The 16017-nt window shown below is 40.4% G+C and carries 14 protein-coding genes; 8 read left to right on the top strand and 6 right to left on the bottom strand.

The window, feature by feature from the left end:
• Window positions 1-170: 170 nt before the first annotated feature.
• Complete coding sequence (locus tag ACTWPX_RS01195; protein ID WP_443118153.1) at window positions 171-350, top strand: hypothetical protein; 180 nt, start codon at window positions 171-173, stop codon at window positions 348-350.
• A gap of 159 nt (window positions 351-509) precedes the next feature.
• A complete protein-coding gene (locus ACTWPX_RS01200; protein ID WP_443118154.1) occupies window positions 510-1964 on the top strand; it encodes an Eco57I restriction-modification methylase domain-containing protein in 1455 nt (484 codons plus the stop codon).
• Window positions 1965-2020: 56 nt separating this feature from the next.
• Here ACTWPX_RS01200 and ACTWPX_RS01205 read toward each other — a convergent pair whose 3' ends face one another.
• Window positions 2021-4297 carry a helicase C-terminal domain-containing protein gene (locus tag ACTWPX_RS01205; protein ID WP_443118155.1) on the bottom strand — a complete coding sequence of 759 codons (2277 nt, stop codon included), beginning with the start codon at window positions 4295-4297 and terminating at the stop codon, window positions 2021-2023.
• A 170-nt stretch (window positions 4298-4467) separates the two neighbouring features.
• Here ACTWPX_RS01205 and ACTWPX_RS01210 point away from each other — a divergent pair, with 170 nt between their 5' ends.
• The 3 genes from ACTWPX_RS01210 (at window position 4468) to cysK (ending at window position 7083) form a co-directional block, all read left to right on the top strand.
• Window positions 4468-5400, top strand: coding sequence for an SGNH/GDSL hydrolase family protein (locus tag ACTWPX_RS01210; RefSeq protein ID WP_443118156.1), 933 nt, complete (start codon window positions 4468-4470; stop codon window positions 5398-5400).
• Window positions 5401-5417: 17 nt separating this feature from the next.
• The gene (locus ACTWPX_RS01215; protein ID WP_443118157.1) at window positions 5418-6050 is read left to right on the top strand and encodes a YpmS family protein; all 633 of its coding nucleotides are present in this window, start codon (window positions 5418-5420) and stop codon (window positions 6048-6050) included.
• 103 nt (window positions 6051-6153) lie between these two features.
• Entirely contained in the window at window positions 6154-7083 is a 930-nt protein-coding gene (gene cysK, locus ACTWPX_RS01220; RefSeq protein ID WP_443118158.1) for a cysteine synthase A, read from the top strand.
• Between the two features lie 149 nt (window positions 7084-7232).
• Here the strand turns inward: cysK and ACTWPX_RS01225 are convergent, their stop codons facing one another.
• A complete protein-coding gene (locus ACTWPX_RS01225; protein ID WP_443118159.1) occupies window positions 7233-7844 on the bottom strand; it encodes a trimeric intracellular cation channel family protein in 612 nt (203 codons plus the stop codon).
• Window positions 7845-8098: 254 nt separating this feature from the next.
• On the opposite strand from ACTWPX_RS01225, the gene ACTWPX_RS01230 reads away from it, so the two are divergent.
• Entirely contained in the window at window positions 8099-9055 is a 957-nt protein-coding gene (locus ACTWPX_RS01230) for a ring-cleaving dioxygenase (protein ID WP_443118160.1), read from the top strand.
• Between the two features lie 34 nt (window positions 9056-9089).
• Here ACTWPX_RS01230 and ACTWPX_RS01235 read toward each other — a convergent pair whose 3' ends face one another.
• Window positions 9090-11039, bottom strand: a complete 1950-nt coding sequence (locus tag ACTWPX_RS01235) for an aconitate hydratase (protein WP_281974455.1) — start codon at window positions 11037-11039, stop codon at window positions 9090-9092.
• A 344-nt stretch (window positions 11040-11383) separates the two neighbouring features.
• Here ACTWPX_RS01235 and ACTWPX_RS01240 point away from each other — a divergent pair, with 344 nt between their 5' ends.
• Together ACTWPX_RS01240 and ACTWPX_RS01245 are read left to right on the top strand one after the other, a co-directional pair.
• On the top strand, window positions 11384-12664 hold the full coding sequence (locus ACTWPX_RS01240; RefSeq protein WP_443118161.1) for a tetratricopeptide repeat protein: 1281 nt from the start codon (window positions 11384-11386) through the stop codon (window positions 12662-12664).
• A complete protein-coding gene (locus tag ACTWPX_RS01245) occupies window positions 12661-12786 on the top strand; it encodes a hypothetical protein (RefSeq protein ID WP_443118162.1) in 126 nt (41 codons plus the stop codon). Before ACTWPX_RS01240 ends, ACTWPX_RS01245 begins: the two co-directional genes overlap by 4 nt.
• A 221-nt stretch (window positions 12787-13007) precedes the next feature.
• Here ACTWPX_RS01245 and ACTWPX_RS01250 read toward each other — a convergent pair whose 3' ends face one another.
• From ACTWPX_RS01250 to treR, 3 genes are all read right to left on the bottom strand, one after another.
• Window positions 13008-14402 (bottom strand): MBL fold metallo-hydrolase, encoded by a 1395-nt coding sequence (locus ACTWPX_RS01250; RefSeq protein ID WP_443118163.1) that lies wholly within the window; start codon window positions 14400-14402, stop codon window positions 13008-13010.
• A 273-nt stretch (window positions 14403-14675) separates the two neighbouring features.
• Window positions 14676-15185, bottom strand: coding sequence for a DUF6933 domain-containing protein (locus tag ACTWPX_RS01255; RefSeq protein WP_443118164.1), 510 nt, complete (start codon window positions 15183-15185; stop codon window positions 14676-14678).
• 92 nt (window positions 15186-15277) lie between these two features.
• Window positions 15278-15994, bottom strand: coding sequence for a trehalose operon repressor (gene treR / locus ACTWPX_RS01260; protein ID WP_443118165.1), 717 nt, complete (start codon window positions 15992-15994; stop codon window positions 15278-15280).
• Window positions 15995-16017: the final 23 nt, after the last annotated feature.

Below are 16017 nucleotides of genomic sequence, written 5' to 3' on the forward strand. Positions count from 1 at the left end.
AAATGTCAACTTAATTTAATTAAAGTTAACAAAAGGAACCTTCTTAAAAGAGGTAACTGCATCTTTTTGAGTTAGGCATCAAATAAAGAAGCCGAGTTGGACGCTTTTATCGTTCAACTCGGCTTCACTCTTTTTAAATGGGCCACTGTTGCTTCCACGAGGAGCGTTCGGTGGTGACGCCTGCGGGAACAGCGCGAGCCGAAGATCCACTTGGTCAAGGGATCTTCTTGACCAAGTTAGCTGAGGCCGTGCCCGCGGCAAGCATCCACCGACAAGCGAGTCGTGAGAAGCAACAACAAACTTTAACAGCTCCTCTGGATGGAGAAGGGTTTTTCAGTCGCCTTTCTTAAAAGGGTGTCCTTTTTTAGCATTACGGCTTATGGGAGAATGGTACCGCATATAGGAACTCAAGTCAGTAACAATCCCTTAATAGGTAATTGGTTGGTAAAAAATGGTGACAAATGAATGAATGTATAGTAATATATACTCAGTATAAAAGGAGGGGTATGATGATATCTCAAAAACGTATGATGGGACAATATGGAACCCCTCAAGAAACCGTCAACCACATGGTCCATACATTATTATCTTATTTACCAGCATCCATCGAACGCCCGAAAATCCTTGACCCCTCTACTGGTGATGGCATTTTCACTCTTACTCTTATAGCAGAAGGCATAGACCCGGGATTACTTTATGCCTATGATATAGATCCGACTGTATCTACACCACATTCAGATGTCAACTTTATGACTACTGATTTCCTCAAAGCGGACGTGTACGAGGAATTTGACGCAATAATAGGCAACCCTCCATACAAATCAAAAAGGCAAAGCGAATATTTCCTCGAAAACAATGAGTTCATTAAGAAACAATTCGGCTCAATCGGCGTACATAATTTATATTCCCTTTTTATTCATAAAGGCATACAGGCCTTAAAACCTGGAGGGATCCTTACTATGATTGTACAAGATTCCTTTTTGACAAATGTCTATTACAAAAACTTCCGTCACTACTTGCTGAGCCAAACCCAAATCAAAGAGATCGCCTTAGCACCAAGAAGGCTTTTTCATAAAGGGAAAGCGGATGTTCGCACAGCCATTCTCATCCTGAAAAAGAAGGAAGCAGGAGAAGACGAGAACGGATCTCTGATGAAATTGGTCGATCGGCTGGATAATCAGTTTTATGAGACGCCGTTAACGAAAAATGTGCAATATTTGAACCAGAAACACTTTGAATCTCTGCCAGGCTACAACTTCGCCATCAATGTACCATTTGAGATACTTCAACACTTTCAGATGCCTTACCAAAAATTTGGTGATGTCATAGAAGGTGGTACAGGGATATCAACTGGAAACGACAGGCATTTCCTTCGTAAATATGAGCAAATTGATAATTTTAAAGAGTGGATTCCTTTTTACAAAAATGGTGGAGTAAATGATGGATGGTATTATGCTCCGAAATACTACATACACAAAGATTGGCAAATCCAACAAGAAGGACACCCCAATTTCACCATAAGGAATTCAGCATTTTTTTACAGAAAAGGAATTACCTGCTCTTCCATGGGTGTTGGTTTTTCTGCCGCTTATCTTCCAAAAAACAGTCTTTTTGGTGTGAATGCAAACTTCTTTCCAGAAAATGAAGATGATTTATTCTATTTTTTAGGATTATTGAACAGCAAGCTAGCTACATATATGGTCAGAAAGGTCCTTAATCGTACTAACATGATAACATCAGGGTATATAAAGAAGCTCCCTTATGCAGCACCTTCTTCTATTAACAAGGAAATAGTAAGGGCTGCATCCCGTTCTCTTGTGAAAGAAAAAAAGCTGAACCCACACTTCAATACTGGACCTCTTCAACGAACAATTGATGAAGCTATTTATGATATATATGGCATTTCCAAAGAAAACCAGGGTCATGTGGAAGAGTTTTGTCAGGATATTTTAGAGAGAATTTAATCATTCTTTCTAAAATATCTCCCACCATTCGGCATAATATTTCCCAGGAAATCAATTCACCTTAATATTCGATAATTTCCCCAGTCTTCTGGGAGGAGCTGCATATACTTCCGGGATAGAAAACGGTCATCTACAAGCTGTATAGCACCGGAGTCATCCTCGGAACGTATTAATCTTCCACCTGCCTGAAGTACTTTATTCATACCTGGGAACACATACGAATAATCATAACCGCTTCTGCCTTTTTGATTGAAATAATCTTTAATCAGTTCTTTTTCAAAGCTTCTTGGTGCAAGCCCTATACCGACCACAGCCACACCGTTCAGACGATCTCCCCTTAAATCCACTCCTTCAGAGAAAATACCGCCTAAAACAGCAAAACCGATCAAGCGCCCTCCCTCAACAAATTGAGCCAGAAAATCTTCTCTCCTGTCTTCATTCATCCCTTTTTCCTGCATGACTGAATCCAAATCAGATGTGTTACGAAATTCATGATAGACCATCTCCATATAGTGATAGGAGGGAAAGAAAAATAAATGGTTTCCTGGATGTTCGACCGCTTGATGCTGGAGCCTTTCAACTAATTGGCGAGCTGTCTGTTCCCTAGACTTATACCGAGTGGAGAGCGGGGTGATCATCACATCTATTTGAGAGGCCTCATATGGTGATGGGAGTTGCAATATATAATCATCCTTCGTTCCTCCCAGCATCTCTTTGTAATAAGCGAAAGGAGATAATGTTGCAGAGAAAAAAACACTGGTACGAAAAGACTTTGTCGTTTGACGCAATACATGAGAAGGATCAAGACAAAATAACTTTAAGGTGAAGTCATCATTCACACTTTCTCCTATATAACGATAATGATCATCGACTAATTCAAGAATCTTAACAAAGTTCTGGGACTGGAAATACACATCGAGTAACGCCTCAGACTGCTCACCTACCGCTTCTTCCTGCAATACAGCTTCTGCTGCTGAAATGAATCTTTCAATGTTCTCTTCCAATTCTCCAGGAATATCATCAAGTTTCCTGTGTGACCCGCCACTCAAGTGAATTCGCTCCAGGTCTTTGACTATCGCGCTTGCACTTTTTAACAACTTCTCATTATCACTCCCCCATTCGTCAAGAATAGCTTGAAAAGAATGTTTATGAATGACAGCTGAATACATATCACGGGCTCTTTCAACCAGATTATGAGCCTCATCGACCAAGAGGGCAGTTTTTTTCTTCTTCTCAGGCAGAAGTCGCTTCAATGAAACTCTTGGGTCAAAAATATAATTATAATCTCCGATTACGACATCAACCACATCGGTCAAATCAAGAGAAAATTCAAATGGGCATACCCGATGCTTCCGTGCATATTCCTCTATGACAGAGCGAGTCATTTGTGTTTCATTAATGAGAATATCGATGATGGCTCCGTTTATACGATCGTAATATCCATCTGCAAACATACAGTATTCAGGCTGACAAATCGTTTCTTCTTGGAAACAAATTTTATCCTTAGCTGTTAAAGTAACAGACCTGAGTTGTAACCCGAGTTCTTTCATCTTCAACAATGCTTCTTCTGCCGTAGCCCGTGTGACCGTTTTGGCAGTCAAATAATATATACGCTCCGTCCCTTCTAACTGCAACGCCTTAATGGCTGGGAAGAGTGTAGAGATCGTCTTTCCTATCCCTGTAGGGGCTTGAGCGAATAAGTTTCTTTTTTCTTCGATGGTATGGTAAACGCTCCCCGCAAGTTTTCTTTGACCTTCCCGATAATTTGGAAAAGGGAAACCCAATTCAGGTATTGTCTTTTCCTTTTGCTCCCGGATATGTAGAAGAATCTTTGCATACGATGAATATACAGCAATCGTCTCATCCATAAACACCGCCAGTTCTTTATGAGTAAACTTTTGTTGAAACCTTTTTTTCTCTTTCGTGTTTTTCTGAACATAAGTCAACTGAACCTCGATATGTTGAAGTTGCTGTTGGGTGGCGTACATGAAAGCATATCCTTTTGCTTGAGCCCAGTATACGGGATGGCTATGCTCATCAATTTCCTCAAGTTCTCGTGCAGTCGATTTTATTTCATCGATCACAACCCCTTCATCAGTCCGTAAGAGCCCATCACAACGCCCTTGAATATTCAAGGATATCCCATCTTGATCAAACTCGTATTGCAAAAATACCTCTTTTTCATCCTCCTCTTTATATTTCCCTTGCACTTCCTGATGTATCGCTGTGCCTTCAACTAAAGCTGTGTTTGATTGAAACCTTTCATCAATACTTCCTCCCCGATATACATATGAAACTAGCTCACGAACAGATATTGTGACACGTTTTTCCATTATTAACCTCCCGCATTTCGAATTTCAGCATATAACCCTCATCTTCCTGCATGCTTTTCCGTATGTCTATTGTATAATGTTAGTGATATAATTGTAGTTAAAACTTTTCTTTTCCCGCTTAACTATAACCCCCATATACTATAGTAGAGACACAATCAGGAGGAATTTCTTTGAGAAAATGGAGATGGGTGGCGTCCGTTTCACTCTCCTTGATCATCGCTTTCTTTATCATAGCAGCTTTTATATATACACCGGAGCAAGAGGACAAGAATCAAAACCAACCCCCAGCTACTGAAGAAGCAGCTGAAACGAATCAAACTGATCAGGAGCAGAATGAGCCAGCGGAAGACCCTCAAGAAGAAATGGACACAGAAGAGTCAGCAGATACATTAAGTGACGGCCTGCGCGATGTATTTACTAGCGTTATTGAAAGTGCCCGCCACTTTCTTGTTAAAGATGATATCCAAATTGTCGCTGTAGGTGATTCTCTAACCCAAGGTGTCGGAGATTCCACAGAGAATGGCGGCTATGTAGGAATTTTAGAAGAAACATTCAATAGCAATAAAGAAGCGGAAACCATAAACATTGCTAATTATGGTAAGCGCGGGAACCGCACAGATCAACTTCTTGAAAGATTGGAAAATGAAGAAATCAGCAACTCACTTAGAAGTGCGGACTTAGTTCTCCTCACCATTGGTGCCAATGATGTAATGAAAGTCGTTAAAAATAATTTCACAAGTTTGAATTACCAAGACTTTGTGCGCGAGCAAAAAGGCTATGAAGAACGACTTCATCTAATCATTCAAAAAGTGAGAGCGCTCAATCAGGACGCTCCTATTTATTTACTGGGTCTTTATAATCCTTTCGATAAATACTTCAATAATATACCAGAACTGGGGCAAATTATGGGTGACTGGAACGCCATCAGCAAACGAGTGATTGATAATTACGACAATGCAACCTTCATTCCCATCCGTGACCTTTTTGAAGGGTCTGAAGAAGAATTACTTTGGGAAGAAGATAACTTCCATCCAAATGAACGCGGATATAAACTAATGGCTGAACGCGTGTTAGAATATATAAGAGAAGACATCGAACAATAACACAGGTGGAATGAAATATGAAAAGATTTTTATTTAATAATAAATGGAGAACTTTGTTTTGGTTATTGGCGCTCGTCAATATGGGCGTCATTTTATGGTTGGTCGCTTTAGTTTTTCTTCCTAGTTCTTACACGATTGTAAATGTCGATCAGGAAAAGAAAAGCTCGGAAGCTGAATTCACTATTGTATCAACGAAAGAAAACATGGAACAGCTTGCTAATGAATATTTAGGAGAGCTCTCCACCCAAACTGTCTTCGATTATTCTATTTCATTAGATCGGAATGTAACCTTAGTTGGTAACATCCGGGCGTTTGAACAGGTTATACCCGTGAAACTCGAGTTAAATCCGAAGGTGCAGAAAAATGGGGACCTTATACTAGAACAAGAGCGTATTTCTTTGGGTCAACTCCCGCTTCCTAACAAGAAAGTATTAGAATTCGTCAAAGATAATTACAACTTACCCGAATGGGTCATGGTCAACCCCAACGATGAAAACATTTATGTAGCTGTTACCCAAATGGATACTGCGAGCAATTTCAATGTTAAAGTCGATCGCTTCAACTTGAATGCCAACCAGTTAGCATTTAAAATATCTGTACCAAGCGACTCCTTCCAATTCGCGCAAAGAATGGTAGAAGACAACTTTTAATCCGAAGACAATCCCACCATTCCTATAGGCTTTATGGATGATTGCTCTTCACTTTTTATGATAAAATCACAATTATCAGTCCCAAGAGAAGGAAGTGACACTAATGCGCGTCGTCGATAACATTTCTGATTTAATCGGTGATACCCCGCTAGTCAAATTAAATCGGGTAGCTCCAAAGGGTGGAGCTGACATATATATGAAGTTAGAGAAGTACAATCCGAGTGGCAGCGTTAAAGACCGGGCTGCTTTCAATATGATGGAACAAGCAGAGAAAGACGGACATTTAAAAGAAGGTTCAACTATTATTGAGCCAACCAGCGGCAACACCGGTATCGGTATTGCCATGAACGCTGCTGCAAAGGGATATCGTGCTATTCTTGTCATGCCCGATACAATGACTCAAGAACGAATTAATCTATTGAAGGCATATGGAGCGGAAATCATCCTTACCCCAGGTGACGAGAAAATGCCAGGAGCGATCGCCAAGGCCAAGGAGCTCGTCGACCAAATGGAAGGAAGTTTTATGCCGATGCAATTTGAAAATATGGCTAATCCTGACTCCCACCGATTTACTACAGCAGCTGAAATCAGTGAAGCTATGGATGAATTAGGCAAACCTTTAACAGCCTTCGTATCTACAGCTGGTACAGGCGGGACGATCACCGGGACAGGCGAGGAGTTGAAAAAGCGTTTCAATGATATGACGATCCATGTAGCTGAGCCTGCCGGTTCTGCTGTACTATCAGGTGGGAAACCAGGAAAACATAAGTTGGTCGGTACAAGCCCGGGCTTCATCCCAAGCATCCTTAACCAAGAGGTCTATGATGAAATTTTTCAAGTGACGGATGAAAATGCTTATGATATCACCCGTCGCCTTGCCCGAGAAGAAGGTTTGCTGCTTGGCACCTCAGCCGGGGCTGCATGCTGGGCTGCTATTCAAGTAGCAAAAACAAAACAACCAGGAGATGTAATCGTATGTATCGCTCCTGATACGGGCGAACGTTATCTATCCGGAGATCTCTTCCGCTACTAAAGGAAAGCGAGTTGTTTCCCAACCACCCCTTATTCTTATACAGTAACGAACCCCCATTATCTCATTACCGGGGCTTCCAGTATCCTGCACGTTTTGTGAGATAACTTTATTTTTCAACAAAAGGAGCCCGATTACTAATCGAGCTCCTTTTATAATCGATATAAGTCTCTGAATCTTAAATGCCAGCCTAAGTGATAAGAAAAAACTCGACAAAGGATGACTGCAATAAATAACATGTACGTTTGCCAGGCACTCCCGACATCGATGAATCCAAGACCTATTAACAAACCTGCCATCATTGCCCAAACGGCATAAATTTCCTGATGAAGGACCATCGGCCTGCGCTGTGCTAACACATCCCTTGTCACCCCTCCACCGACTCCTGTCAAAATGGCTGCAAAAATAATCCCACCCAAAGGAAAATCATTTGAGATAGCGAAAGAGGCACCTTGCAATGCAAAAGCAGATAAGCCGACTGCATCAGGATAGATATTCCACCGGTCCCATGTCATCACCCAGCTTTTCGGGAAGAAATAGACAATGGCAATTGTTCCTAAGGCTACGTAAAGCAAATACCCTTGTTCCCACACATGTACAACCGGAATATCAAGCGCTATATTCCGGATTATCCCTCCCGCGAATGGGGTAGCAATCCCAAGTATGAAAGTTCCGAATATATCATACCGTTCGTTCAGAGCTACGATAGCCCCACTGAACGCAAACGCACTCACAGCTAAAATATTCAATATATCCCATGTCATATTTCTCCCCCTCTCTAAATTCAACAATTCCATTTCTTAAATAATCAGACTGCATTATTATATCAGACCTTTCTTCATAAATTAGCAAAATTAATTAAATTACCATGCGGCTCCTCGATAAAAAAATGCATACATATTTTGAATAAGGCAATCCCCCAAGAACCTAACCTGAAGCAGAAGGAAGTTTTGACATCTCCTCTATCCCATTGTATAATTATCTTGAATTCAAGATAATTTGACTAGGAGGTATGTAAATGGAATTAAAAGGTATTCACCACGTATCTGCTATAACAGCTAACGCAAAAAATAATTATGATTTTTATACAAATGTTTTAGGAATGCGTTTAGTGAAAAAAACTGTGAACCAAGACGCCCCTTCTATGTATCATTTGTTTTATGCTGACGAAAAAGGTCGTCCCGGGACGGATTTGACATTTTTTGAAATAAATCGGGCTGGCCACACCTATCCAGGTTCAAGGAGCATTTCAACCACCTCTTTGCGAGTAAATAATGATGAAGCACTTGTATATTGGCAAGCTCGCCTTGAAGAATACGGTGTCGATCAGGATCCCCTCAAAGAGCGATTAGGGAGAAAAACATTATCTTTTCGCGACCCTGAAGGCCAACGTCTGATGATTGTTTCTGATGAACAGAATAGAGGAGTTGCAGCCGGGAAACCATGGGATAAATCCACCGTACCAACTGAAAGTGGAATTACTGGCCTCGGTCCTGTCCACCTTACTGTATCTGAAGCAGAGAAGACAGAAAATGTTCTTACAAACATTCTGGGATTCCGGAAAAAAGGAACATATGACCAATGGGTGGTTTATGAAACCGGTGAAGGGGGTTCAGGAGCTGAAGTACACCTTGAGGAACAACCGGGATTACAACCAGAAAAGCCTGGGCGTGGCAGTGTTCATCATGTGGCGTTCCGTGTGGATAATGAGCAGGAGTTAAAGAAATGGCAGGACATCATACAAGCGTCTGGTTTTCCAAACTCAGGAGTTGTCGATCGTTATTACTTTAAGTCCCTTTATTTCCGAGAGGCTAACCATATACTTTTCGAACTTGCTACGGATGGTCCAGGTTTCGCGACTGACGAAGATCTTGACCACCTTGGCGAAAGTCTTGCACTTCCTCCATTCTTGGAACATAAAAGAGAAGAAATCGAAAAAAACTTGGATCCCCTTTCTACGATTAATAGTGATTAAAAAAGATACGCCCTCAAAAGGGGCGTATCTTTTTTTATTCTTCTAATCGATTTTTCACCCAGTTGATAAGGCCACCCATTTGCATGATTTCTATTTGACGATCTGAAAGAGCATGTTCAAGTTTTAGTGTCTTATCCTTACCTTTGACTTCTACTTCCACCTGAGGTGATTGTTTGATTTTATCACGCAAGCCTTTGAAAACGAGCACATCCCCTTGTTCTAAATCCTTCAAATCTGATGGATCAACGAAGGTTAGAGGCAGGACTCCAAAGTTTGCAAGGTTCTGCCAGTGGATACGGGCAAAATCTTCTACAATTGCCACTTTCAAACCCAGATATTTTGGTGCCAGTGCTGCGTGCTCACGGCTCGATCCCTGACCATAGTTCGCTCCTGCTACTACCGCATGACCACCTTCACTTTTGATTTTCATCGCTCGATCATGATAGGTTTCATCAACGATTTCAAAGGTGAATTTACTGATTTCAGGAAGGTTACTGCGGTATGGAAGAACACGCGCACCTCCCGCTAATATTTCATCAGTTGAGATATCGTCACCCATTTTCAGCAATATAGGCAGTTCCATATCATTCGGCAATTCATCCATTTCTGGAATAGAAGCTACGTTCGGTCCTTTTACAAGCTCTACCTCTTTGGCTTCATTAAAAGGCAACGGCTTATCCAATAGCCTTGTATCTACAGTCGGTTGGTCCAACTCTTGCACAGACGGAAAATCAAAATCTGATTTTCTTGGGTCTGTTATTTTCCCTGTCAAAGCAGAAACGGCAGCTGTTTCAGGACTGCATAGGAACACACTATCCTCTTTAGTTCCTGAACGGCCAGGGAAGTTCCTAGGAGTGGTCCTCAAGCTGTTTCTACCAGTGGCAGGGGCTTGCCCCATACCGATACAACCATTACACCCTGCCTGGTGAAGTCGTGCGCCAGCTTGGAGGAAGTTCGCTATATGCCCTTCTTGAGAAAGATCGATCAACATCTGCCTTGAAGTCGGGTTCAAATCAAAAGAAACCCCATCAGCAATGTGTCGACCTTCAACGATTTTTGACACTATCGCAAAATCGCGATACCCAGGGTTCGCTGAAGAACCTACATATGATTGATAAATCGGTTCTCCTTCGAGTTCTTCCACAGGCACTACATTTCCTGGGCTTGAAGGCTTAGCTACCATTGGACCAATTTCAGAAAGGTTCAATTCATCATGGACATCGTAAGTTGCACCGTCGTCTGCTTTCAATTCAATCCATTCATCTTCACGCCCTTGAAGCTTCATAAACCTTTTCGTTTCTTCATCTGAAGGAAAAACGGTACCTGTTGCCCCAAGCTCTGCCCCCATATTGGCAATGACATGACGATCCATAGCGGTAAGGTTCTTCAACCCGGGACCGTAATATTCAAATACATGGTTGACGCCGCCTTTAACTCCATGTCTTTTCAGCATCTCTAAAATGGCATCTTTAGCACTGACCCAATCAGGAAGTTCACCTGTCACTTTCACGCCCCAAACTTTTGGCATTTTTACGTAGAAGGGCTCCCCTGCAATGGCCATAGCCACATCAATGCCACCCGCACCCATGGCAAGCATTCCCATACAACCGTTCGCACATGTATGGCTGTCCGACCCTAGTAATGTTTTACCGGGCTTGGCAAGCCGTTGCATGTGTACAGGGTGACTGACTCCATTTCCCGGGCGACTGAAATGTAAACCGAATCTTTTAGCAGCACTCTCCAAGAAAAGGTGATCATCAGGATTCTTGCTATCCTCCTGGATTAAGTTATGATCGACATATTGAGCGGAAGCTTCTGTTTTAGCACGATCGATCCCCATCGCTTCTAATTCCAACATTACCATTGTACCTGTTGCATCTTGCGTAAGTGTTTGATCAATTTTCAAACCGATTTCCGAACCAGGAGTCATCTCACCTTCTATAAGATGATCTTTAATTAATTTTTGTGTGACATTATAACTCACACTGATTCCTCCTTTACAATAAGTATATGATTGGTGTCCATCATGATGGCGATATTTTATGCCTATACCTTTTATACCCGTAATGTCGAAGTATTACTCATATCTTCCAGAACGTTTCCAACCTAACCAATAAAAAATAAGCGTAAATATGCTTATATCCTCCCATTTAAATGGAAATCTGTGAAAGTCATTATGTAAAAATCCCCTTTAAGGCAGAAATTCACCCCGACTTGGGAAACTAGTGAATATAGTTGAAATTTACTAATCGAACATGTATTCTAAAGTTAGATTTGAAAGAGAGAACACTCTGACAAATCACAGTTGATCAACTAGGTGTGTGGAAAATGGAATATGGTAAAGTACTTCGATTCCATCGAGTAAAGCAAGGGTTAACTCAAAATCAGTTAGCCGATGGAATAATCTCGCCAGCGTACTTATCGAAGATTGAGAATGATCAAACCGTTCCAGCGTTCGAGGTGCTTGAGTTACTTTACGAACGTCTTGGCCTCGATTTTCATGATTCTTCTTACAACCACCCTTCAAAAGAAAAATTGAAGGAATGGTATGAAACGATTGTTTTCAAACGTAAAGAAGAAGCAAGGAAATTGAAGGATGATCTCATTCAACAGAAAGATACGCTCAACAACCATCATTTGTATATTTTTTATGAATTGTTCCGCATTCGCCATCTGCTGTTAGAAAACGAGGTGGAGAAGGCTTACGAAGCATGGAAAAATATTAGAAGACATGAAGATACATTTGATGAAGAGATGGAGTACTACTTTCATTTAAGTTCTGGTTTAGTCAGCTATTACTTAGGTGATTATGAAGAGTCCTATCTAGAGTTGATGGAAGCAAAAAACTATAGCGTTTCCGTAAATCTAGAAGACTGGGAGCAAAGTGATTTATTTTACCTTTTGGCACTTAGCGCAAGTCAAGCGAATAACATTTCTGCTTCTATTTTTAATGCAGATCGAGCACTAACCATTTTTCAAAAGCAGTATAACTTGTTAAAAAGCGCCAATTGTCACATACTCTTAGGCATCAACTATGGACGACTTAAGAATTATGGAAAAGCACTTGAGAATTATCATTTAGTTAGTAAAATCGCAACACAAACTAACAACTATTATCATTTAGGTGTAATCTATCATAATATTGGTGTGATTGAATCTCGTCGCGGCCACTATGATACTGCTCTTATGAATTACAAGAAGAGCTTACCTTATAGGAAAAAAACTGCATCAGACCACGAGATTTTCGAGACCATTTATTGTTTAATATTTGAGACATATAAAACAGGTGAATATGATGATTGCAAGAAGTGGATAAGTGAAGGATACTCATACTTAGAATCATCACTTCATGATACCTCTACAGACGAAATTCACCTAAATGTTTATACAATGTTAATCAATAATGATAATAAAACAAGCCAATACTTGGAAGATGTTGCGATTCCTCGCTTTCAAGAAAGAAAGCAGGACAGATTCGTAATCCGATACTCTTTCATCGTAGCTGATCTCTTAGAAGCAGAAAGAAGCTATAAGAGATCTACCAAATACCTTAGGTTAGCAATTGATTTGTTAAATAAACATTCTAATTTAGGAGGGATTGTCCTATGAAAAAGTTAATCGCTATCATTGCTACACTAGGAATAGTTGCTTCATTATCTGCAGGTGTCACTTTTACAGACAGTGCGATGGATGAAACACACCCTAGACCACTAACTGTAGATCAAGTTTAATTTACGTGTTAATTTAGTTTTCATATAATTAGCACCTCCCCTAATCCTATACCTATACAAACTTTCGCCTCTACCTCTAATGGTAGAGGTCTTTTTTTGTGCAGATGATTCAGTACATATGACTCTTGCAATTATATGTACAAGTTAGGATATTATTTTACATTATCCAAACAAAAAACACGGCTTCGATTACAAAGCCGTGTTTGCTGACCAATCCGTTACTATTTATTTTCTTTACTCCAAGCACCATACCCACCTTGTAAGTTCAATACGTTCTTAAAGCCGTAAGCTTGAAGTAAGCTTGCCCCGATTGCAGATCTCATACCTGATTGACAATGGACTATAGGAGTACGATCAGAAGGTATTTTCTCTAAGCTGTCCTTCAGCTTTCCAAGCATTATATGCTGGGCGCCCTCAATATGGCCTTCTTCCCATTCAGTAGGATTCCTGACATCAATGATGACATATTCACGATTACTCCTATAACTTTCCTCTAACTCTTCAGCAGTTATACTTTTATATGTTTCCAAGCCTCCAAAACTCTTTAACTCAGAAACTTCGACATAACCAACTAAATCATCTAAGCCAATCGATTCTAAGGAGCCTTTTATGGCTGCAAGCTCTTTTTCGTCAGCTACCACTAAAATGTGTTGATTATATTCAACGATCCACCCTGCCCAATTGGTAAATGAGCGGTTGTAAGGGATATTAATGGTACCTTGTAAATGGCCACTAGCAAATTCGCTCGCATCCCTAGTATCCAAAATCACAAAATCGTTCGTGCGATAATGTTCAAGCTTATCTGCTGGTACTTTTTCTATCCTTCTTTCTTTATTTATTGACGGTCCTTCTTTATTCAACTTCTTCATCATGGCAAAGTATGTTGGTGGTTCCGGTTGACCATCTAACAACTCTGCAATGAACTCTGCTTCATTATTATGGCGTAAGGCCCAATTATTTTCTTTTTCATAACCGACCGTAGAGGATGGTACAGCCCCTAATGACTTACCACAAGCACTCCCTGCTCCGTGACCCGGCCACACTTGGGCAAAATCAGGGAGACTTTTAAACCTCTTTATGGACTGGAACATTTCCTTAGCCCCATCCTTTGCTGTTCCTTCTGCACCTGCAGATTTTTCTAATAGATCAGGGCGCCCAACATCACCGACAAATACGAAATCTCCAGTGAAGACACCCATAGGAACATCTGAACCTCCAACTTCATCTGTCAGCAAAAATGAGAGACTTTCAGGGGTATGACCAGGAGTGTGCATGACCTCCAAACATACAAATCCAACATGGATGTCATCACCATCTTTAACAAGCTGATGGTCTACTTCTTCCAAGTACTGGTACTTCCAATCATCCCCTCCCTCATCCGAAAGGTAAAGTTTCACATTCTTTTTGTTTGCTAATTCACGTGCACCTGAAAGGAAGTCTGCATGAATATGCGTTTCGGCCGCCTGCGTTATTGTGAGACCTTCCTTTTCAGCTGTTTCCAAATATGGGCTGAGATCTCTTCCCGGATCAATGACTATTGCATCACCGGTCTTTTGACAAGCGACCATATAAGACATCTGTGCTAAATGATCATCAAAAAAAGACTTAAAAAACATCAAAATACCTCCAATATCATTGCTATATGTATTATACCCGCATCCGTATATTAAAAACATTTAAATCGCCCTATATCCTCTTCCATGTTATCACTTCATACTCCTTTTTCCTTATGTTTTTCCATTGTGGTAGTGAGTAAATATTGATAGGGCTGTTCAATATTGCATCTATAATTCAGAATACTGAAATTCAATATGTAGACCAGGAATCTCTAGTCATACAATGTAGGAACTTTTAAGGATTATAAAAAAGCAGTGCGCTGGCAAAACGCACTACTTCTCTTCAAAATATTTTGCAAATGTATCGTAGGGATTTTTTTCTTTAAGCGAAGTTAGAATGAGTTTATTATTGCAGAATTCATTAATTTCCACCGCATCAATTTCTTCATAATTCATGCCTTCAATTTTCGACTCAATCATAAATTTGATTTCGTTCATTCGCCCTAATGTTTTACGGCTTTTCGTTTTTGTATAAACAATTTCATCTGCTGCCCCCAGCATGTAATCAGCAATTTCCTGATCAACTTCCAATAGTTGAAAAAGTTGCTGAAGAGAACCTTTTATCACACTATCCAGATGTTCAAACTGTTGCTTCCGTAAACCGAATAACGTAAGATTCAAGCCGGTTTCATTATTAATCAAAAGCAAGCATTTTCTACGGTTGAGGGTGATAATATTCGCATGCCATTGATGGATTTCAGGGACATTATTATATTCTTCGACATCCTCTATAGGTTTTCTCAATTCATTTTGCAGCTTTTTAGTAGCTCCAATTACGAACATTCTTTTCACCCCATTACTTTTTATTCTACTTCTATTTTAACGTTTTACTAAAAAAAAACAAAGGAGAACCCAGAATGCGGTTCTCCTTTGTTTCAGACCTTTGTACGCCGGGCGAAATCAACGAATTGAAATTTATCCGGCCTATGCCTGGATTCAGTAAATTGGAAAACTGTCGTATCAGAAAGATAGACGTAGCTTCTTATGACGACCACTTGAGAGTGACCATTCAAGTCTAAGAACTCCAAATCTTCTTCGGTAATCGGCTCAATGACAATTTCCTTTTTAGCAAAGCTTATTTCTAAACCAAGAACTTTCTCAATATAGTCATACAACGATTGCTCAGCAATTTCTTTCGTCAAATCAGGGATCAGGTCTTCTCGGAGATAATCTTTATCCAAAATAATCCTTTCACCGCTGATTTCTCTCGACCGCACTACTCTCCACAACCTAGAGGTTTGGTTGCAGTTCAATTGCTTAGCAACTTCTCCTTTTCCCTTGACTAGCGTCAGCTCATGCACGTGAGTTTGAAAATTCTGTCCCATTTTAATGGCCAACTCTTTGAAACTTGTCAGTCCTGAAACAGGAAATTCAAATTTGTTTTGATCTAACACTACTGAACCTTTCCCACGCACTTTTTGGATATAACCATTCTGAGAAAGCAGGCTCAATGCTTTCCGGATTGTTTCCCGTGATGTGCTATATTGCGCGCTTAAATCATGTTCAGAAGGTAGAGTTTCACCAGCAGAAAAATCGCCCTGCTGAATCGATTGTACGAGTTTGTTATAAATTTCGACATACTTATTTTTCATCGTCCATCACCTTACTCAGTATA

Source organism: Halobacillus sp. H74, from assembly GCF_052246715.1.
Taxonomy (GTDB): Bacteria; Bacillota; Bacilli; order Bacillales; family Halobacillaceae; genus Halobacillus; species Halobacillus litoralis_A.